The organism is Gracilimonas halophila, from assembly GCF_042684365.1.
In the GTDB taxonomy this organism is placed as follows: Bacteria; Bacteroidota; Rhodothermia; order Balneolales; family Balneolaceae; genus Gracilimonas; species Gracilimonas halophila.
Map to the genome: position 1 here is coordinate 838,985 of NZ_JBHULI010000024.1, position 20,135 is coordinate 859,119.

Sequence of the window (20,135 nt, forward strand, 5' to 3'; positions counted from 1 at the left end):
AGTTGATTTCACTTTTGCTCATAGAACCATAAACAGGCTGTAATGATTCTTTTTTTCAGGATTGAAAGATAAAGAATTATGGGACATGGATATTGCAGATTATGACCAAGTTCTGAAAGCAAGATTATCCGACAAGTTCTACTAAATGATCTGTTTTATTTAACTCAACAGCCTCAAATTTTCCGGCCTTCCAGGTTAGCCGGTTAATCGCTCCATTCTGATGTTCGATCTTGTGCATATTGTGAAGCCCGTATCCCAGCCACTCTGAGAGTAGAATGCGTGTTAGCCGACCATGGATCATAAAGACGATGTACTCTTCTTTTGATGATTCCAGTACCTCCACAACTTTGCTGTTGGCGCGGGTGAAGGTTTGTAGGGGTGACTCCCCTTTTTCAGGAGCAAAATCGACATTTCCTCCCTTCCACTGTTCATGCACTTCCATCACCTGTTCCTGGATCTCGGTAAATACTTTTCCCTCCATGATCCCAAAATCAATTTCATCCAGTTCAGGGTATTTTTCGATCTTAAGTTTTCTTTGCTCAGCTAAAGGTTGTACCGTTTCATGGGTTCGCCGCAAACCGCTTGCTACAATTTTCTGGATATTGAAAGGCTCAAGAGCATCGCAGATCGCTTTCGCCTGCAATCTTCCCAATTCATTGATAGAGGCATCCAGACTTCTCCCCTGAATGATGCTCGCTTTGTTGTTGTCGGTCTCTCCATGACGAATAAAGAACAGTTGCTTCATATAAGCTTGGTCCCCTTACTTATCCTTTTTCTTTTGTTTGTGATAGTTGACGATACGCACCAGCTCTTTTTCCATTTCATTTACCTCACCCGTCAGGATGCCATATTTCATTCCATATCGGATCAAAAGCATATTCAAAACCCGGTCTTCCTTGGAAATCTTTGGCAACCCAAAAAACTTCTTTCGTGCAAATTCGATCGTCAATCTTAGTAAACCTACTTTAAATAGGAAGAACAGGATCAACCCATACCAAATGGCATTGAATTCAACAGATATGCCCATCCCTGAAATGATCTCTCCAAAACTGATCCCAATTAAAAACAAAGCTGAAACCCCATATACAACCCCGTCTCTATTTAATAATTTTGCTACTGGAGTGGAAGTCACATTCACAAAAACGCCGGTATTAAAATACCAAAAGAAATAAAAAACCAAGGATATCGCAGCAGCCAACCAGGGAGTGATTCCAAAAAATGCCAAAATGAAGAACAGTATTAAAGAAAACCCATCAGAGCTTTTTACCCATGCATCGGTTTCTTGTATAACCCTCTCCAATGAACGGTGTTTAAATAAGCCGGGTACATAGTTTTCTATTCCATCTCTTGTAATATGATACCAGTTTCCATTTGACGTGGTGATCCCGTCAGGGAGCTCTAGCATCTGCCAGTTAAAACGACCTCTTTTAAAATTATCCATACCCAAATATAGGCACTAAAATACACTGATTCAGGCTTGAGCTGCGGTAGCGATCATTATTTCACCTGATCCTGCTTTTTTCAATTCTGAACTCAGCTCAAAAGTAGTGGCCCCGGTGGTAAATACGTCGTCTATGATCACACAAAGAACATCTTTAACTCTTTCAGGTTCAATAACCTGAAATGCTCCATCAATATTCTTTCTGCGTTTTTCGAGTGAGAAGCCCGTTTGGGTACCCGTATTTTTTATTCTTTGAATGACATCCTTTTTCAGGATATAAAGACCAGTAACTTCTGCTACACCTTCGGCAATATAAAAAGCCTGATTGTAACCTCTCATCCTGCGTTTTTTCGGATAAAGAGGAACCGGAAGCAAACAGACTTTTCGATCTTTTATCCGGTTCATGAAGTGTGGATTCCTCAATAAACTCTTCCCTAACTGCCTTCCTATATCCACGCCCACACCGGTGAGCCTGTGATATTTAAGCTGATGAAGCAATTCCTGCAAATATCCGCCTTTGTCAAAATTCCAAAGCGCATGCTGCAAATAGACTCCCTCGGGTAACATAGCGTCACTTGTTGAACCCTTTCCCGGCCGGTAAGCTTCTTCAAATTTATCATTCAGACAGTTGTGGCATACAAAATTCTCGTTTGTTGCTAATCTCAATCCACAAACCGTGCATACTTTGGGAAACAATATTTCTGATATTCCCTCTGTAAATTTTTTTAAAAACATGCATTAACCTAAATTGATTAAAGGCAAAAGTTTGCTTTTCCTATCAACATTAATTACTTAGCTTCTTATAATTTTGTACGCAGACCTAAATCATTCCCTATGTCTCTAGGAAAAGACCTCGCTACCATACGAAAAAGTCAAAATCTCTCGCTTGAGGATATACAAAATGCGATAAAAATTCCTCTTGATACGATCAAAAGTATTGAAAGCGGAACTATTTTTGACGATCAAACAACGAATAAAACCTATGTTCGAAGTTTTGTTCGAAGTTATGCCAAGGTATTAAAACTTGATGATGATGATGTTGTCCAGGCACTGGATGAAATGGAAGCCGGCACTTATTCAGGCAGTTTAGTAGCGGGCAGCGATTCTCCTGAAGATTACACCGCAACTTCTGAAATTCAGATTCAGGAAGAAGATCCGGCTAATTCCGATCCCGCTGTCTTTGAAACAGGGAGGTCAATTTCAGCACCTGAACCCACTAAAAAATCTACCCAGTCTAAAAAACCATCATCTGGTCCTGAGATCAACAGTATTAATTGGGCTGATATGGGACGCAAATTCACCACAGCCGGCAAAAGTTCCAAAGTTTGGATCATGATCTCCTTTTTAATTGTAATTGGCCTCATTGCCGGTTCTACATATATTTTTTGGGATGATATTACCTCTATTTTTCAAGAGCCCTCCGAACCTCAAGAGGAAATTTCAGATCCATCCTTAGATCAGGAAGCCATAATTCCTACTCCTATAGATTCTACAACGGTTGGTGAGCAGGGATCTCAGAATAATTCCAATGGACAAAGTCTAATACCGAATGAACCTATTACACTTGGTGACACGCTCACGCTTTCGGTCTATGCGGCTTATGGACAATTAGAGCCTGTAAGGGTTACCAGCGATTATAACTGGCGTACTAACCCTTTTTGGATGGAGGAAGGTCAAGCTCACTATTTTGATTTCAGGGATACCCTATTGATAAGAGGACAATACAGCCGGATGTTGTTACTTTTCAACGGACACGTAATCGAAAACCCCCGACAAAATTATTTTGATACTGCCTTTAATTCTATCATGATTACCCGATCGGTGTTAAACCAACCGGAATATTTAGCACCACCCCCGCGGGAATTTCCATTGGAGATAGGACCTCCCGACAGCACCGTATATCGAATCAGATATTAGTAGACAGATCTTTTCTATGAATAAGAACGAAGCTCTGGAACGGGTAAAAGAACTCAGAGAATTGCTCGATAAGGCTAACGAAGCTTATTATAAGGATGCTCAGCCATTTATAAGTGACAAGGAGTTCGATGAAAAACTCAAAGAACTCGAACTGCTGGAAAATGAATTTGACCTGCACGACCCTGAATCTCCCACTAAACGTGTAGGCGGTGAAGTTTCTTCGGTATTTGAAACTGTTCAGCACCCTGTTCCACTGCTTTCCCTGGATAATACCTATAACGAAGAGGAACTCAACGATTTTGATGGGCGTGTAAAGAAAATTCTTGGTCATCATGACTATGAATACATGACAGAGTTGAAATTCGATGGTGCGGCCATACGTTTGCGCTATGAGAATGGAGAACTGGTTTTAGGGGCTACCCGCGGTGATGGAGAAAAGGGAGATGACATTACCAATAACATCAAGACCATTCGGGATATTCCTCTGCACCTGAAAGGAAATTATCCGGAAATAGTGGAAGTGCGTGGAGAAGCCTACATGGAACGGGAAGCATTTGCCCGGATGAATCAGCATCGGGAAGAAGAAGGGCTCAATGTATTTGCCAATCCAAGAAATTCGACAGCCGGTTCCCTCAAAATGCAGGACCCCAAGGCAGTAGCTCAGCGACCTATCCGTTTCTTCGCCTTCGACCTCCTTCTGGATGACGAAGATGATACTCTCACCCAATCAAAGAAAACTGAACTACTCAATGAATTCGGCCTGAGTGTATCTGAGCATTACAAAGTATGCTCCAATATTACTGAAGTACACAAGATCATCAAGGAATGGGAAAATTTACGTCACGAACTTCCCTATGAAACCGATGGTGTGGTCATAAAAGTAAATCAGAGCAGTTTGAGGGAGCAGCTGGGAACCACTTCTAAATTCCCCCGATGGGCCATTGCCTATAAGTTTGAGGCCGAACAAGCCACAACTGTCATTAATGATATCACTCTCCAAGTAGGAAGGCTCGGAACCATCACACCTGTAGCTGAGCTGGAAGCAGTAGAACTAGCCGGTACTACAGTAAAACGGGCTTCCCTGCACAATGAAGATGAAATTCAACGTAAAGACATCCGTATTGGCGATACTGTTGTTGTGGAAAAAGCCGGCGAGATCATTCCACAAGTGATAAGTGTGGTGAATCCTGACAGTGCCGACCGCAATGAACCTTACACTTTCCCAAAGAACTGTCCGGCCTGTGATTCCGAGCTTATCAAATATGAGGATGAAGTAGCCTGGCGATGCGTTAATCCAACCTGTCCACCACAAGTACGGATTCGCATCGAGCATTTTGCATCCCGAGACGCCATGGATATTGAAGGCTTGGGAGAATCAGTGGTTGATCAGTTGGTTTCAGAAGAACTCATCCAAACTTACGCTGATCTGTATGAACTGGAAAAAGAGCAGATCATTGATCTTGAACGAATGGCTGAAAAGAGTGCTCAGAATTTGATCGATGCTATCGAAAAAAGTAAAGAGCAGCCCTTCGAACGAGTGATCTATGCGCTCGGTATTCGGTTTGTTGGAAAAACAGTTGCTAAAGATCTTGCCAAAGCTTTCAAATCGATGAAGAAATTGGGATCACTTTCGGAAGAAGAATTGATCGAAGTCGATTCCATTGGACCAAGAATAGCCGAATCGGTAGTGGGTTTTTTCAACAATGAAAAGAACCGATCCATTATAGAACGTCTCAGACAACATGACCTTCAATTTGTGATTGAGGAAGAAGAACAGGTCTCCAACATTTTTGAAGGTAAAAAATTTGTACTCACCGGCTCACTCCCAACCTATACCCGTAAGGAAGCCGCAGAGCTGATCGAAAAACATGGCGGGAAAACAGCTTCCTCAGTCAGCGGTAATACCGATTATGTATTGGCCGGAGAATCTGCAGGAAGCAAGCTGGACAAAGCCAAAGAACTTGGAGTCGATATTTTGGACGAAGCTTCATTTAGAAAGATGATCGGAGAGTAGTAATGATGTAAGTAGTGCTAAAGTGAATTTTTTTTGGCTTGGGGGACCTATTTCTCATTCTGTTGCTAAGTTTCATATTGCTCGAAACCTAAATGTGCTAAAGGCTTACTTTATCACTTATAACTCATCCCCAAAATTTCCTATCTTCTTAAAATTTCCTTTAAGCCCTGCTGTACATGGATATCAAACCTCTGGATACGGAGCAGATCGGATTGAAAACGCTGGAAAAGCACCTCATCCGGTCAAAGAGTAAAGTCTCACTGAAGATCGGCCTGCCTAAGGAGATCTCAAATGATGAGCGGCGTGTCACACTTACACCCGGCGGTGTATCCATCTTGAAAGCAAACGGACATGAAATTTTCATAGAAAAGGGAGCCGGTGAAGACGCCAATTTCCCCGATCGGGAATATGCCGATGCCGGAGCCGAAATAGCTTACAGTGCACAGGACGTATTCAAAAAATCAGACCTTATCCTAAAGATCGCACCTTTGGTGGAAGAGGAATTTGACCTGCTTGAAAATGATCAGTCCCTTATTTCTGCATTACATATGGGCAGTCAGTCTGTGGAGTATCTTGAAAAAATGATCGAGAAATCTGTTACCGGAATTGGGTATGAATTTATACGGGGTGAGGACAAGGAATTTCCGATCGTGCGAATGATGCATGAGATAACAGGATCGATGTCTGTACAGATCGCAGCTCATTATCTTGAAAGTATGAGCGGCGGACAGGGAATTATGCTTGGTGGGATCTCGGGTGTCCCTCCTGCTACCGTTGTTATTCTTGGAGCCGGAATAACAGGAGAATATGCTGCAAGAACCGCCCTTGGGTATGGTGCACAGGTATTCGTAATGGATACCGACCTGACGGCCTTACGCAGACTCGAAAATGCCCTCGATCGGAGGATAATCACTGCCGTAGCCAACCATCAATATTTGAATACGGCACTGAAGTTCGCTGATATAATCATTGGGGCAGCTATGGCCGAAGGTGAACGTTCTCCCTGCTGGGTAACAGAAGACATGGTATCAGGCATGAAGGCCGGCAGTGTGATCGTGGATACCGTTATTGATCAAGGTGGTTGTGTTGCAACCAGTGAGGCAACAACACATTCAAACCCTGTATTCACAAAACATGATGTTATTCATCACTGTGTTCCTAACATCCCTGCAAATGTCCCAAGAACTGCAACATATGCGCTTAACAATGTCTTGGTTCCTTACATATTGGCCATAGGTGATGCAGGCGGAGTGAAGGAATGTTTGTGGGAAAATGTAGCTTTGAGAAATGGCACATACACCTATAAAAAACATATTACAAAAAAATCACTGGCTAAGATGTTCGACAAACCCTACCGTGAAATTGAAATGCTCATCGCTTCACAAATTTGAAATTTCCAATTTCTCTATGTCAGAACTCACTGAATCGAATTATAAACGTATCTCCATCATAAACTGGTTGCTAACCGTACCGGTGATGGTGCTCTTTGCCTGGCCGTATTTTTATGGAGCAGGATTGATAGGGATGGATATCCTTATTCGTTATACCGGTGCTTTTATTTTTGCTGTTCCATTTATGCTTACCATTTTGCATGGCCATGTAACCATGGCACTGGGATCGGTACACCGGCATCACTATTACAACTGGATGAATGAAGATAAACCGCTTACTTACGGCCTTTTCTTTCACCCGATCTTTGTTAAAACCCGCTTTAGGCTGATCTTGTTAATGATAAGCTTGTTGATCCTGCCAATCGGTTATTTGCTTCGGATTTAAAAAAAGGGGCGTATGCGATACGCCCCCGGAATAGTTTAATTAAACCGCTTTTCCTTCTTTGATGTCTTCGACCACGCTTGGATCTAACAAAGTGGAAGTGTCGCCCAAATTATCTACATCATCCGCCGCGATCTTTCTCAGGATTCGTCGCATGATCTTACCGGAGCGGGTTTTAGGTAACCCTTTCACTACCTGAATTTTATCAGGTTTAGCAATAGGACTTATGATCTTGGCAACCAGGTCCAGCAGTTCTTTCTTGAACTCCTCCTGATCTTTGATCTCTCCTTCACAGATCATAAAGGCATAAACTCCCTGCCCTTTAATGTCATGTGGGTAGCCAACCACAGCCGTTTCTACTACTTTTGGATGCTCATCCAATGCATTTTCGATCTCAGCTGTTCCCAAACGGTGACCGGAAACATTTAATACATCATCCACCCTGCCTGTAATTCGATAGTATCCATCTTCATCACGCCTACAGCCATCACCTGTAAAATAATATCCTTCATAGGTGCTAAGATAAGTTTGCTTGTACCGTTCGTGATCACCGTATACCGTTCGGGCAATTCCCGGCCATGGATGTTTGATACATAAATTACCCTGGACGCCATTTCCTTTTATCTCATTGCCATCCTCATCCATCAAGGTTGGGAAAACTCCCGGTAAAGGAAGCGTAGCAAATCCGGGTTTCGTTGGGGTTATGCCCGCAAGTGGGGAGATCATGATTCCTCCCGTTTCTGTCTGCCACCACGTATCTACGATCGGGCATTTTCCCCCGCCGATATGATCATGATACCAGTGCCACGCTTCTTCGTTGATCGGCTCACCAACCGTTCCAAGTACTTTCAAAGAACTTAGGTCGTATTTTTTTACATAATCGATATCATAAGACATCAGCGCACGAATTGCGGTTGGAGCCGTGTAGAAATGAGTGACTTTATATTTCTCAACCACTTCCCATAATCGACCTGCGTCCGGATAGGTAGGTGTTCCCTCAAAAATGATTCCTGTGGCTCCATTGAAGAGCGGACCATAAATGATGTAACTATGACCAGTGATCCAGCCTGCATCCGCTGTACACCAATACACATCCTCCGCACCAACCTGAAATACCTGCCTGAAGGAATAGCTGGTGTACACCATATAACCTCCACAAGTGTGCACCACGCCCTTAGGCTTACCTGTTGAACCTGAAGTATAAAGAATGAAAAGAGGGTCCTCAGCATCCATTTCAACTGCCTCATGTTGTTTCGAGGCGTTGCGGATCAAAATATGCCACCATTCATCACGGCCTTCTTTCCAATCGATCTCGCGATTAGTGCGTTGACAAACAATCACACTTTCCACCGATGGTGAATTTTCCAGAGCTTCATCAGAAATATCCTTGAGGGGAACATGTTTATCACCACGACGAAGGCCGTCATTCGTGATCAGCATCTTGGCATCACAATCATTGATCCGTTCGGAAAGTGCCTGAGAGGAAAATCCTGCAAAAACAATGGAGTGCACAGCCCCAATTCTGGCACAGGCCAAAGCTGAGATCACCAGTTCCGGGGTCATCGCCATATATATAACTACACGATCACCTTTCTCGACCCCTTTGCTCTCAAGCACATTAGCAAACCTGCAGACATCCTCATGTAGCTGCTTATAAGTGATTGTGCGACGAAACGAATCAGGATGGTTGGGTTCAAAAATAAAAGCCGTTTTATTACCAATGGTATTTAAATGGCGGTCTAAGGCATTTTCAGTAATATTCAGCTTACCACCTTCAAACCACTTTACATTAGCATCTTTAAAACTACCTGACTGGGTTTTATCCCATCGCTTTCTCCAGTAAAAAGTGCCGGCTTCATGATCCCAAAATTTAAGACGGTCTTCTTTACTTTCCTCAAAGGTCTCTTCGTACTCATCGAACGATTTTAAATTAAGCCACATTTTTTTTGGTTTAGTTAATTAAATTTTTCGGATGTTGACTGTTTTTTTGCGGATAATCAAGTCTAACTCTCTTTTTAAAAGGATTTATTCAATTTTTTGAGATTATTTAATAGATGAGCAAAGGTGAGCTGGCAATTCATGATTGGTTTGATTCAAAGGATTGGGAGATTTCCCCATTACTGGAAGGAAAAAAGCTCTTTATAAGTTAAAAATCACTCCTCCAGTAACACTTTATATTCTCCATTGGTAACTAAGACCGTGTCGGGTTGCTGCCGATATTGATTGTTTTTGGGGCGGTCATAATCCGGGTCTACCACGACTTTCAACCCAAACGTACCTTCGGCATATCTTCTTCCATGCTCATCCTGGTTAATCTGAACAGTAAAAGAATTTATGTCGTCGTCGGACGGAAAATACCGAGCTATAACCGCATCTCCATCTTTTTCCACATAATAAGCTCCTGTAATTCGTTGATGCTTATCTTGATGCCTCAGTACAGAATATTCAATTTTGTCTTTTATATAGAAAAAAGAGAATCCAATCTTATCCTGATATGGATACAAAAGACTATCATATTTTGAAGCAAATACTTGAAATAAGGTATCCTCTTCTATATAAGTAAACCCAGACCTGCGCGCATCTCCTGCCCACATCTCTCCGTTAATTTCGGCTTTAAAGTAGCTTTCAAATGCAGGAAGAGCTTCCTGTTCGGTAACCCCACAGCCCGATAGTATCAGAAAGGTACAGAACACTAAGTGCAAACTGTTCATCATTTTATTTGATTAACGTGATTTGTTGAGTTTTTACGGTATTACCTGCCTGAAAGCGCAAAATATAGACCCCGCTTGAAAATGCCCGGGCATCAAAGGCATATTCATAACTTCCTGTTTCTAACCTGTTATTGACGATGGAAGCGACTTTGTGACCCAAAATCGTAAATACTGATAAATCAACCTGTTCAGATTTTTCTAATGTAAAGGAAATATTAGTAACAGGATTAAACGGATTTGGGTATGCCTCTTCAAATTCCGTTACAAGTGATTTTTCTGTCTCAGGATTTGTTTTGAAACTTCCTCCCGGACCACATGGATCGCCATCTTGGCAGTCTTCATCCTGAACAACTACCGACGTGTAGGCAACCGAACTTTCGCTACCAGAACTTACCGTCAGTTTTATGTAGTGCTCACCCGGAGGAAATGTATAATTAAAATTTGAACCTGTCCCTAATACACTTCCATAAGAGAAGGGGGTATTGAGACTTACCCTCCACTCATAGCTCAATGACAACTGATCTCCACAAGTACTCGCCGAGAAGGAATAATCCCCGGTTTGATTATTGGAGTTTAAAATATTTATAGACGCTTGAAGTTCGTCAGGGTTTCTGAAATTTGCGATAGTTGATGCGGTGTTTCTTAAAACAAGCCAGTTTTCTCTTGATCCCTGGATACCAGTATCTGTCCCCCTGTATTCCACATATGGATTAGAAAAATGCTTTCTACCGCTGTACACCTGGGAGCAATAAGGGTCTTGATATGCGGGACGGCAGGGATATGCCATAATGGTTGACCGGTACCTTCTTGGAACAAAAATGGATGCTTTATAACTGAACCGATGACCATAGCCGTAAGAAAAAGGGCCGTTTGGATCTGTTGGATCATCCGGGTGATGTTGCGCTCCCTGTAGGTGTCCCAACTCATGGGCAAATGTATAGTCGGGTCCCCCGGAGTATTCTGCTTCTACAATGGCATAGGCAGAACTCTCTGTTGCCAATATTGCATCCGCTACCCCAGCTACAGATCCATAGTTTCCATCCGTAATTAATAAAACCACATCTGCCTGATGCTGATTACGTAAATTTTGAACCATATTATTATTTATAAAATCTGTAAGATCGGTATCAATGTCATTTGATTCATTAAAATTTATTTGTTGCGAGTGAGCCAATACAACATTCATATTTCGCACATTGCTGTTTAAGTAAGATTCATTCGCTTCTTGAATGGCGAGTGAAATTATTCCATCTATATCTCTGCCAGATGCAGCATTTTGTGTATAAACTACCAGTAACTGTTGGTCTGTTGCAGAACACTGTGTTGTTGATATGTTGGAAATTTCCATTGACTTTGGGTTTTGCCCCCCCCTTTCCAACCTTATTCATTTTTTTCCCGGTAGATTTTACATCATTTCTTTGGTTCAAATCTTTCTGATATGAATTGTCAACCGTTCTTAAAGCGTGTAAACCAGAATTCCCAAGTGACTTTACTTCATAAAAATCTCCTTCCAAGTCTATTGAACCCGTTACATTATTATTACGGTCAACAATTAGAGTTACATCTCCAACCTGCTCTTTTCCAACCATTTTAAATACCTTTCCAGTCCAGGCTACTTCTGTGTCAGAGAGTATTTTCAAAGATTTTCTTTCAACAATTAACTTGGTGCCAAAATTTTGAAAACTTATACGCTCACTATCCTCATTAACATAAAAAGAAAAGCTGGTTAGACTATAAATTTTATCAGGCAGCCTTACAATATCAACTCTTTTGGATTTCTTAGAATTATTAAGCTGTTGTAGTCTTGAATTACTTGCTCTCATTTGATTTCCAGCATCAACTTTCGTGAAAAATACTTTTGAATCATCGGATAAAAATTCATCTCTAATATCATTTATGTCCTGTGCAAAAATTTGATTAGGACATATAAATGTGCTTATGAGTAATCCTATTATTAAAAAATATTTCATCAATCTATTCATGACTTCTTCTTTTAATTAGTAAGTTAATATATTTATAAGAGTTAATATTTAAGCATTTGTTACAAATAATTCCAAAAAGTTTTGAATAAGGGAAAAAAATGTATTGAAAAATGGTTTTCCGGCCGTAACTGGAAAATTTTCCCTTTTCAGCAAAAAGTCTGGAATGCTTTTCTGGAAGGAAAGAACGGGCTATTAAACGCCCCCACAGGCAGTGGCAAAACCTTTGCCCTCTGGATGCCTAATCTTATAAAATGGATCGATGAACACCCGGAAGATTATCTTGATAAAGCAAATAATGGATTAAAAGTACTTTGGATCACGCCACTTCGTGCACTTGCAAAAGATATTCAGAAAGCTCTTCAAACGTCGGTTGATGAAATGAGCATTCCATGGAAAGTTGGCCGGCGAACGGGTGATGTTTCCCAATCTGTAAAACAAAAACAGAACCGGAAAATGCCTGAAGTTCTTATCACCACGCCGGAAAGCGTGCATATCCTGATGGCTCAAAAGAAGTACCGACGGCATTTCAAAAACCTGGATGCGGTAATCATCGATGAATGGCACGAATTACTCGGTTCAAAAAGAGGTATTCAAACTGAATTGGCATTATCACGACTCAGGGGAATACGACCTAACCTTTCTGTTTGGGGCATCTCGGCAACCATTGGAAACCTACGTGAAGCTAAAGATGTCTTGCTAGGGCCTCTTCAAAAAGAAAACTCCCTTATCATTAAAGCAAATGTTCGAAAGAATATTGAGGCTGTTTCTATTTTACCGGATGAAATGGAAAACTTCCCGTGGCACGGACACCTGGGACTTAAGCTGCTCCCAAAGATACTGCCCGTCATTGACGAAAGCCGTTCTACACTCATCTTCACAAATACACGTGCTCAGGCTGAGATATGGTTCCAGAATCTGTTGGAAGTCAGGCCAGATCTGGCAGGAACTATAGCTATTCACCACGGTTCTCTCGATAGAAAAGTTCGAGATTGGGTTGAGACATCCCTTCATGAAGGGATATTGAAAGCTGTTGTTTGTACTTCCAGCTTGGATCTTGGTGTGGATTTCAGTCCTGTAGAAACCGTTATCCAGATTGGCAGCCCAAAAGGTGTAGCCCGATTTATGCAGCGTGTGGGTCGTAGCGGCCACCAGCCAGGATCTACAAGTAAGATCTACTTTGTTCCTACTCATGCGCTGGAATTAGTAGAAGCGGCCGCTCTCAAATCGGCTATCAATTCAGAGGAAATGGAAAGCCGTTCCCCTATCCTGAAACCATATGATGTCCTTATTCAGTATCTAGTAACCTTGGCAGTTTCAGATGGATTCTATCCCGATCATATTTTCCCTGAGATCAGGAAGACCTTTGCCTATCAAAGCCTATCCGAAAAGGAATGGGATGCTATTCTAAAATTCATTACCCAGGGTGGAAAATCTCTAAGCAGGTATAATGAATATTCTAAAGTGGATATTGAAGAAGATGGTCTATACAAAGTGAATAGCCGAAAAATCGCCCAACGACATCGTATGAGTATAGGCACTATAGCCAGTGATGCAATGCTTCGGGTTAAATATATGAGCGGAAAATCTCTTGGAGCAGTGGAAGAATGGTTCATCGCTCAGCTTAATACCGGTGATGCATTTTGGTTTGCCGGGCGGAACCTGGAGTTGCTAAAGATCAAGGATATGACAGTTTACGTAAAACGCACAAATGGCAGGTCCTCTAAAATACCTGCTTATATGGGTGGACGTATGTCACTTTCTTCTAACATGACTCATATTCTTCGCAGGAAAATGCATCAAGCTGTATCGGACGATTTCAGCGATATTGAGCTTAAAATGTTGAAGCCGTTATTCGAGATACAGAGAGATTGGTCTTCCCTGCCCGGTGAAGATCAGTTTCTGATCGAGAAATCATTTTCAAAAGAAGGTTGCCATGTTTTTTTCTTTCCTTTTGAAGGACGTTATGTGCATGAGGGAATGTCGGCTTTAATAGCACAGCGCCTTTCCAAAATGACTCCCATTACGTTTTCTATTGCCATGAATGATTATGGTTTTGAGCTCCTATCCGATCAGGATATCCCAATTGAAAAGGCTTTGGGAAAAGACCTATTTTCTTCAAACCATTTAACAGAAGACATTATGGCGAGTATCAACAGTGCGGAACTGGCTAAACGTCGGTTTAGAGAAATTTGTCAGATCGCTGGATTGGTATTTCAGGGGTTTCCGGGGCAGGCCAAATCCAATAAACATCTTCAAATGTCCAGTAGTTTATTTTTTGATGTTTTTATGGAATATGAACCCGATCACCTGCTCATTCAACAAGCCTTCGACGAAGTGATGAGTATTCAGTTAGACGAGGCACGGCTACGAAAAGCTTTAAAAAAAATCTCAGAACAAAACATTGTATTCAATCTTACTGAACGATTTACACCCTATGCTTTTCCCATAATGGTAGACCGGCTAAGAGAAAGACTAAGCTCAGAAAAATTGATCGATAGAATCCAAAAAATGCAGCGCCAGCTGGAAAAACACGTTAAATGAAATTCAAAAATTCCAAAGAATTTACCATTCAGGATCAGAAATTATACCTGCTTCCTCAAAAGGCTGTCCTTTGGAAGGATGAAAGAATACTCATTATTTCTGACCTTCATTTAGGGAAGTCCGGACACTTCAGAAAACATGGAATTGCTGTTCCTGAAAATGTAAATCAATCAAACATTGAGCGGTTAGATGACCTTATGATGAAATATCATCCTGGAAAATTGGTGTTTTTAGGTGACCTTTTTCACAGTAAAAGAAACAATGAGGTTGAACAATTTGAAGATTGGCGGAAATCTCATGCTTCAACTGAGATGATCTTAACTATCGGAAACCATGACCTGTTAACACAGTTTGAATTCGAAAAAATGGGTCTGACCTGTGTTAATCAGTATCAGGCAGGACCTTTCTTATTTTTACATGATGATGCTCTAAATGATGATTCCAGTTTTTATTCAATATCCGGACACATTCATCCTTCTGTAAAACTAAAAGCAAAAGGTCGCCAAAATATCTACACACCTTGTTTCTATTTTGGCAAGGAAAGAGCTTTGCTACCAGCTTTTGGAGCTTTTACCGGGAACTATCGTATTAAGCCTGCACAGAATGATTCCGTATTTGCGGTTGTTGAGCAAAAAGTAATTGATATATCCTCTATAATTTAGCCATAACTAAAAATGCGTTACACCCGATTTTTGATTTCAATTTTTCTTTTTACTGCAAGCATTTTTGTTCTTTTACCTGAAATGTTACACGCTCAAAATGGTACTTTTGACACCCATATTTACGCACAAAAATCATTTGATCTCCAAAAAAAGGGTATGATTTTTCTCGGAACCTGGGCAGGTTTGAACATTATTTCTGGTTCAGCAGGGTATTTCTTGAGCGAGGATGACACCAAATATTTCCATCAAATGAATGCCGGCTGGAACTTAGTGAACCTTGGTATTGCCGGTTTTGCGCTCTATAATATTTCACAAATGGACGCGTCATCATTGAGTTATTCAGAATCTGTCATTCAGCTACAGAACCTGGATAAAATACTACTTTTCAATGCCGGTTTAGATATCGGATACATGGCAACCGGTGCTTGGATGTGGGAAAGAGGTTTAAGAAAAGGCTCTGAACGATTAGAAGGGTATGGAAAATCTTTACTTCTTCAAGGAGGATTTTTGCTTGTCTTCGACCTGGTACTCTACTTGTTACACAGCCCTATTACCAATAATATCATAACCCAGTCAGATACTTTCCAACTGACTGCCACGGGATTTAGGGTCAATTTTTGAGCTATTGATTCGATTTTCGTTTATAACAGTGATGTACCCTGCTAAGTATTCTGTGTTTTCTGGTACGCACGTTGGCATTTGAAAGGTCAAACTCCTCTACAGCGTCGTCAGTACTTGCCTCGGGCTTATCCATGAAGTACTCGATGAACTCCCTCGATTTCTTTCTAAGCTCACTTAGACACTCTTCAAGAATACGCTGCCTTTCCTTGTTTAACAGGTTCTGAAACTGCTCTTCAGGTTCATATACCTCATTGAGTGACTCGTCGTCATAGTCAAATTTGTGTTCCCGCTTTACATAACGAATGTATTCATGTCTGCAGGATTTGATCAAATAGCTGAAAATATATTTACTTTTCTTGATCTTATTCTTCCGGATCTGCTCAAAAACATCCAAAAAAGCCTGCTGGACACATTCCCTGGCCGCATTCTCTCCCGCACTCATAACCACCTGAAGATAATCCTCTAGCCTGGGAATCACTTCGGAAAGCAGCTCCCCTGCTTTTTCATCATCCCCTTTCTGGAGTGCGTCCACCAATTCTGAATAATCAACTCTAAGTTGTGCCAAACTTACCAACCACTAATTAAAAATTTCATCAGTCCTGATCTTTTAAAATGATCACCACTACAAGAATGTACTGCTCTAATTACTTTAACAAAATGAGAACTAGTACAATAATAAGCGATTTTTTTTGAATTGTTAATTCCTTTTAATCTTTTAGTGGCGGCTATAAATATTAAAATTTAGATTAAATGTGTAACAATTTATACAAATAACACTCTTATAGTGGAGTATAAAAATGTCTTTAAACCAATAAACTACTATAAAATTAAATTGTAACAAGTGTTTATGGATATACTCTTGTACTTAACCTAAAGTTTAATCAAAAAACTACTACAACCATGAAATCACTTAAATCCATTATCGCTCTTTTTTCCATCGTTGCTCTTTCATTCGGATGTGCCTCGGTTACCGATGCCTCACTGACCGATGACCTCCAGCAGCAACCTGACGTCGAGATCACCACTGACAACAGTGTATTCACCGGCGGAAACGATGTAAAACCTATCGTTGAACGTCCTGACTGGTAAACTACCACTATCCCATTAACCACCCTCATTTAATCAAAAAACTACTACAACCATGAAATCACTTAAATCCATTATCGCTCTTTTTTCCATCGTTGCTCTTTCATTCGGATGTGCCTCGGTTACCGACGCCTCACTGACCGATGACCTCCAGCAGCAACCTGACGTCGAGATCACCACTGACAACAGTGTATTCACCGGCGGAAACGATGTAAAACCTATCGTTGAACGTCCTGACTGGTAGGCGTATATTTAATGAATAAATACTTTCAACAAGGTTACTTGCTTTGACAATACTCTTACTACTCTTAACATTATTTACATTTCCAGATTCTGCGGATATAAGTATTCAGACAAACGAGCAGATTTCTAAATATGTCCAACAACTAAAGTCCGGGAATGAAGAAACATTAAATGTTTGGGCTCTCAGTGAGATTGCCTCGACAAGTTGCGAGCATTTGTCATTAGTTAAAGCATCTATTAAAGATATTCCTGGTTTTTCAGAAGCATTCCGAAAAATTAACTGTTCTAATCTCGAAACAATAGATATGACAAATCATATCATGCCTTATTGGGATAGGCAAACCCGGAATAAATATGTAGAGATAATCAGTCTTAATACTCAGGTCAGTCCAGAATTACTACCACAGAGTCAGTTTCCATTGATTCACTTTAAAATACTCATGGAAAATGATCATAGCTTATTTTACACTAAAGATTATCTATCCAAAGCTCTTGAAATTTGGACAGAGCATATTAAAAAACAACAAGTCAAAAGTAGCTTAGAATATTCTATCATACTTTCTAATATTCTTAGAACTGCATTTATTCTACAAGAAGATAGAATATTAAAGAATTTATCTGAGGAATTTCTATCTCAGACATCACTACCAAACTCTATTCATAAGCTAAGACTCCTCGGGGCGATTGATTTTGCGTTTTATGTTCATGGAGATTATGACAAATCACTTAACCTACAAAGAGAACATTCTCTACCTCTTGCTGAGTTTTTAAAACTCGAGAACCAGATATACTTAATAAAAAACCGGCAAGGTGCTTATTTATTTTCTCTTGGTAAATATGAGGAGTCAAAAGAAATCTATGAAGAAATTTATAGCAATTCTGAATCACTTGAAAACCAATACACTCTGTTCACAAATCTAGGTGTAAATTATCTCAAGCTGGGTCAATCAAATAAATATATTGATCTTCAACTAAGAGCTTTAAACCAGGAAGAAATAAATTATAAGAGTCTCCTTAAGATATACCGGAACTTATTCATTTATTACACCTCTGTCAGAGATATCAATACAGCTATGACTTACATAGAAATGGCTAAAGGAGTTGCAAGTAATAAAGCTGATACCGTTGAATTAGCACTTATTGATTCTTATCTGGGTACTTTTTACTGGACCACCTCTAAGGACCATAATTTGGCACTTAAGCATTTGAATGATGCAGAGCAAATTCTATCACCTTATAAAAATTATGACACTTACTCAGATCTGATTTCAGAAAAGGGATATATACTACTTGAATTAGACTCTTTAGAGTCTGCACAAAGTATTTTTCAAGAAGCAAGAGATTTGGCTTTATCTAAATCTGTTACCCCAAAATATATTGATGCTTTGGTCAACCTGACGGTCATCGATCTTAAAAAAGGACTTTTTGATTCGGCTTCTCAAAATTTAGAGGAAATACGATTGTATCCTTTAGACGATATAGATTTTCGGCTACTCACTAAATATTACACTGTTAATGCTAACTACCATTTCAGCACCGGAAATAAAAGAGCTGCTATTGAGGAGCTATCTCCTGTGCTTACACAGATCGTAGATCGGGCAAAGAACAATACTGATTCACAGCAGGGATATTGGTCAGTAGAGGATGAATACCTTGACGCGTTTGAACTTATGGTCCGTTTGTATATTGATGATGGACAGCCTGAAAAAGCTCTTTTACTTTTGGATCAGCTTAAGACTATAAACGATGCTTCATTATATAACAGTCCACTGGTAAAAGCTGCAAAATTATCTGAAGAGGAATTGGCCGAAGAAAAAAGGCTTAATGAAAAACTTCAATCTCTAAGGAAAAGGTACTTGAATGCAAATCAGGAGGAGCGTTTTGCAATAAAAACTGAGATAGATCGGACATCTGCTATTCGGGAACAGATCTTATCGGAAGTAAACTTAAATAGAGAACGTTCTTTGCCGCCGGTTTGGTCTATTCAACGTTCAATCCAACCTAATGAATTGCTTCTGCATTTCACCGAGATTGGCTCCAAACTATATGTATCTCATCTAACTCAAGAAGATATTAGTATCCGGGTTTTTGATTTTTCAAAGGACAGCCAGGAAAGATTTAACCATATTGCTGATGAGCTTGCTTCCGGCCGGACCAACTTAAATCAACTTTACGAATTATATCAACAACTTGAACTAAACAGTATTCCCAAAAGAATTGAGACCGTTTCTGTAGTTCCTGATAATTATCTTTATCGTATCCCTTTGGAAGTACTTCCCACTGAAAAACCTTCTTCAGCATTTAGCTTTGGCAGTAGCCGATATTTAATTGAGGATTTTTCATTCCGTTATTTCACTTCCTTACAAGAATTTGAAGATAACCGGAGATCATTCAATAAACCTACTGAACATGATTTCAGCGGTTTTGCCATTTCGAATTTTAAAGACTTTGGAAATATTGATCTCCCCTCTCTTCCATATGCCACGGTAGAAAATAGTAATATTAATTCCGCACTTACTTCATTTAGTGATAAACAAATGTTCAATGAAAATGAAGCCACTAAAGATGTTTTTAAGAACAGAGTTGGATCATCACGGTTAGTCCATGTTGCTACACACAGTGAGGTATCAGAAAAGGACCCCCTTTTTTCAGTGATATATCTAAAAAGTTCAAGTCCACTTGACACTTTAGATTCTGACAAGGCATTATATGCCTACGAGTTATTTGATACCCCACTAAACAGTGAATTTATTATGCTTAATTCCTGCAGTTCAGGCTCCGGAAACTACATGCAGGGTACAGGTGTGATGGGCATTAGTCGTGCTTTGCGATATGCGGGAGCTAAAAGCCTGGCTTTAAATTTGTGGTCTGTAAATGATAAAGTTGCTTCAGAATTTGCTACAGATTTCTATCGCTATTTAAATGAAGGGGAAACTAAAAGTGAAGCGGTCAGGAAAGCAAAATTAAATCAGCTTAGAAGTTCGAATGCCAATCCTCATTTTTGGGGAGCTTATATGCTCATTGGTAATCCTTCACCTATTACTACTGAAAACTCATCTGATAATCGATTTCTATTATTTTCACTTCTTGCATTTACCGTAATTTTTGCCGGATACTCTGCGTATCAAAGTGTTGACTAGAAAT

At 40.2% G+C, this 20,135-nt stretch carries 18 protein-coding genes; 10 read left to right on the plus strand and 8 right to left on the minus strand.

Annotated elements, in window-relative coordinates; translation table 11 throughout:
- Positions 1 to 124: 124 nt before the first annotated feature.
- Genes ACFSVN_RS10155 through ACFSVN_RS10165 form a run of 3 tightly spaced genes read right to left on the minus strand, consistent with a single transcriptional unit; the run spans position 125 to position 2,176 of the window.
- The gene (locus ACFSVN_RS10155; protein ID WP_390301948.1) at positions 125 to 745 is read right to left on the minus strand and encodes a histidine phosphatase family protein; all 621 of its coding nucleotides are present in this window, start codon (positions 743 to 745) and stop codon (positions 125 to 127) included.
- 15 nt (positions 746 to 760) lie between these two features.
- Positions 761 to 1,441, minus strand: coding sequence for a hypothetical protein (locus ACFSVN_RS10160; protein ID WP_390301951.1), 681 nt, complete (start codon positions 1,439 to 1,441; stop codon positions 761 to 763).
- A gap of 30 nt (positions 1,442 to 1,471) precedes the next feature.
- A complete protein-coding gene (locus ACFSVN_RS10165; RefSeq protein ID WP_390301954.1) occupies positions 1,472 to 2,176 on the minus strand; it encodes a ComF family protein in 705 nt (234 codons plus the stop codon).
- A gap of 99 nt (positions 2,177 to 2,275) precedes the next feature.
- Between ACFSVN_RS10165 and ACFSVN_RS10170 the strand changes: the two genes are divergently transcribed.
- The 4 genes from ACFSVN_RS10170 (at position 2,276) to ACFSVN_RS10185 (ending at position 7,148) form a co-directional block, all read left to right on the plus strand.
- Positions 2,276 to 3,358 (plus strand): helix-turn-helix domain-containing protein, encoded by a 1,083-nt coding sequence (locus tag ACFSVN_RS10170; RefSeq protein ID WP_390301957.1) that lies wholly within the window; start codon positions 2,276 to 2,278, stop codon positions 3,356 to 3,358.
- A 16-nt stretch (positions 3,359 to 3,374) separates the two neighbouring features.
- Positions 3,375 to 5,372, plus strand: a complete 1,998-nt coding sequence (ligA, locus tag ACFSVN_RS10175; RefSeq protein ID WP_390301960.1) for an NAD-dependent DNA ligase LigA — start codon at positions 3,375 to 3,377, stop codon at positions 5,370 to 5,372.
- A gap of 176 nt (positions 5,373 to 5,548) precedes the next feature.
- Positions 5,549 to 6,763: an alanine dehydrogenase gene (locus ACFSVN_RS10180; protein WP_390301963.1), complete on the plus strand. Its 1,215-nt coding sequence runs from the start codon at positions 5,549 to 5,551 to the stop codon at positions 6,761 to 6,763.
- Between the two features lie 16 nt (positions 6,764 to 6,779).
- Positions 6,780 to 7,148: a hypothetical protein gene (locus ACFSVN_RS10185; protein WP_390301966.1), complete on the plus strand. Its 369-nt coding sequence runs from the start codon at positions 6,780 to 6,782 to the stop codon at positions 7,146 to 7,148.
- Between the two features lie 39 nt (positions 7,149 to 7,187).
- On the opposite strand, the gene acs is transcribed toward ACFSVN_RS10185, so the two are convergent.
- The 4 genes from acs to ACFSVN_RS10205 form a co-directional block, all read right to left on the minus strand.
- Positions 7,188 to 9,086, minus strand: coding sequence for an acetate--CoA ligase (acs, locus tag ACFSVN_RS10190; RefSeq protein WP_390301969.1), 1,899 nt, complete (start codon positions 9,084 to 9,086; stop codon positions 7,188 to 7,190).
- Positions 9,087 to 9,298: 212 nt separating this feature from the next.
- A complete protein-coding gene (locus ACFSVN_RS10195; RefSeq protein WP_390301972.1) occupies positions 9,299 to 9,859 on the minus strand; it encodes a hypothetical protein in 561 nt (186 codons plus the stop codon).
- A 1-nt stretch (position 9,860) separates the two neighbouring features.
- A complete protein-coding gene (locus ACFSVN_RS10200) occupies positions 9,861 to 11,189 on the minus strand; it encodes a M12 family metallo-peptidase (RefSeq protein ID WP_390302342.1) in 1,329 nt (442 codons plus the stop codon).
- The gene (locus tag ACFSVN_RS10205) at positions 11,071 to 11,838 is read right to left on the minus strand and encodes a hypothetical protein (RefSeq protein WP_390301975.1); all 768 of its coding nucleotides are present in this window, start codon (positions 11,836 to 11,838) and stop codon (positions 11,071 to 11,073) included. Before ACFSVN_RS10205 ends, ACFSVN_RS10200 begins: the two co-directional genes overlap by 119 nt.
- Before the next feature lie 81 nt (positions 11,839 to 11,919).
- Between ACFSVN_RS10205 and ACFSVN_RS10210 the strand changes: the two genes are divergently transcribed.
- The 3 genes from ACFSVN_RS10210 to ACFSVN_RS10220 all read left to right on the plus strand — a co-directional run bounded on the left by ACFSVN_RS10210 (position 11,920) and on the right by ACFSVN_RS10220 (position 15,662).
- Positions 11,920 to 14,379, plus strand: a complete 2,460-nt coding sequence (locus ACFSVN_RS10210) for a ligase-associated DNA damage response DEXH box helicase (RefSeq protein ID WP_390301978.1) — start codon at positions 11,920 to 11,922, stop codon at positions 14,377 to 14,379.
- Positions 14,376 to 15,041, plus strand: coding sequence for a ligase-associated DNA damage response endonuclease PdeM (gene pdeM / locus ACFSVN_RS10215; protein WP_390301981.1), 666 nt, complete (start codon positions 14,376 to 14,378; stop codon positions 15,039 to 15,041). Before ACFSVN_RS10210 ends, pdeM begins: the two co-directional genes overlap by 4 nt.
- A gap of 156 nt (positions 15,042 to 15,197) precedes the next feature.
- A complete protein-coding gene (locus tag ACFSVN_RS10220) occupies positions 15,198 to 15,662 on the plus strand; it encodes a DUF6992 family protein (RefSeq protein ID WP_390301984.1) in 465 nt (154 codons plus the stop codon).
- 1 nt (position 15,663) lies between these two features.
- Here ACFSVN_RS10220 and ACFSVN_RS10225 read toward each other — a convergent pair whose 3' ends face one another.
- Complete coding sequence (locus tag ACFSVN_RS10225; RefSeq protein ID WP_390301987.1) at positions 15,664 to 16,227, minus strand: RNA polymerase sigma factor; 564 nt, start codon at positions 16,225 to 16,227, stop codon at positions 15,664 to 15,666.
- 335 nt (positions 16,228 to 16,562) lie between these two features.
- Between ACFSVN_RS10225 and ACFSVN_RS10230 the strand changes: the two genes are divergently transcribed.
- Genes ACFSVN_RS10230 through ACFSVN_RS10240 form a run of 3 tightly spaced genes read left to right on the plus strand, consistent with a single transcriptional unit; the run spans position 16,563 to position 20,131 of the window.
- On the plus strand, positions 16,563 to 16,751 hold the full coding sequence (locus ACFSVN_RS10230; protein WP_390301990.1) for a hypothetical protein: 189 nt from the start codon (positions 16,563 to 16,565) through the stop codon (positions 16,749 to 16,751).
- 52 nt (positions 16,752 to 16,803) lie between these two features.
- Positions 16,804 to 16,992: a hypothetical protein gene (locus tag ACFSVN_RS10235; RefSeq protein ID WP_390301990.1), complete on the plus strand. Its 189-nt coding sequence runs from the start codon at positions 16,804 to 16,806 to the stop codon at positions 16,990 to 16,992.
- A gap of 43 nt (positions 16,993 to 17,035) precedes the next feature.
- Positions 17,036 to 20,131: a CHAT domain-containing protein gene (locus ACFSVN_RS10240; RefSeq protein WP_390301993.1), complete on the plus strand. Its 3,096-nt coding sequence runs from the start codon at positions 17,036 to 17,038 to the stop codon at positions 20,129 to 20,131.
- Positions 20,132 to 20,135 lie beyond the last annotated feature (4 nt).

Excerpts from the sequence above, each read along its gene's own strand:
- ACFSVN_RS10155 (WP_390301948.1), bottom strand. The coding sequence starts at position 745 with ATGAAGCAACTGTTCTTTATTCGTCATGGAGAGACCGACAACAACAAA.
- ACFSVN_RS10160 (WP_390301951.1), bottom strand. The coding sequence starts at position 1,441 with ATGGATAATTTTAAAAGAGGTCGTTTTAACTGGCAGATGCTAGAGCTC.
- ACFSVN_RS10165 (WP_390301954.1), bottom strand. The coding sequence starts at position 2,176 with ATGTTTTTAAAAAAATTTACAGAGGGAATATCAGAAATATTGTTTCCC.
- ACFSVN_RS10170 (WP_390301957.1), top strand. The coding sequence starts at position 2,276 with ATGTCTCTAGGAAAAGACCTCGCTACCATACGAAAAAGTCAAAATCTC.
- ligA (WP_390301960.1), top strand. The coding sequence starts at position 3,375 with ATGAATAAGAACGAAGCTCTGGAACGGGTAAAAGAACTCAGAGAATTG.
- ACFSVN_RS10180 (WP_390301963.1), top strand. The coding sequence starts at position 5,549 with ATGGATATCAAACCTCTGGATACGGAGCAGATCGGATTGAAAACGCTG.
- ACFSVN_RS10185 (WP_390301966.1), top strand. The coding sequence starts at position 6,780 with ATGTCAGAACTCACTGAATCGAATTATAAACGTATCTCCATCATAAAC.
- acs (WP_390301969.1), bottom strand. The coding sequence starts at position 9,086 with ATGTGGCTTAATTTAAAATCGTTCGATGAGTACGAAGAGACCTTTGAG.
- ACFSVN_RS10195 (WP_390301972.1), bottom strand. The coding sequence starts at position 9,859 with ATGATGAACAGTTTGCACTTAGTGTTCTGTACCTTTCTGATACTATCG.
- ACFSVN_RS10205 (WP_390301975.1), bottom strand. The coding sequence starts at position 11,838 with ATGAATAGATTGATGAAATATTTTTTAATAATAGGATTACTCATAAGC.
- pdeM (WP_390301981.1), top strand. The coding sequence starts at position 14,376 with ATGAAATTCAAAAATTCCAAAGAATTTACCATTCAGGATCAGAAATTA.
- ACFSVN_RS10220 (WP_390301984.1), top strand. The coding sequence starts at position 15,198 with ATGATTTTTCTCGGAACCTGGGCAGGTTTGAACATTATTTCTGGTTCA.
- ACFSVN_RS10230 (WP_390301990.1), top strand. The coding sequence starts at position 16,563 with ATGAAATCACTTAAATCCATTATCGCTCTTTTTTCCATCGTTGCTCTT.
- ACFSVN_RS10235 (WP_390301990.1), top strand. The coding sequence starts at position 16,804 with ATGAAATCACTTAAATCCATTATCGCTCTTTTTTCCATCGTTGCTCTT.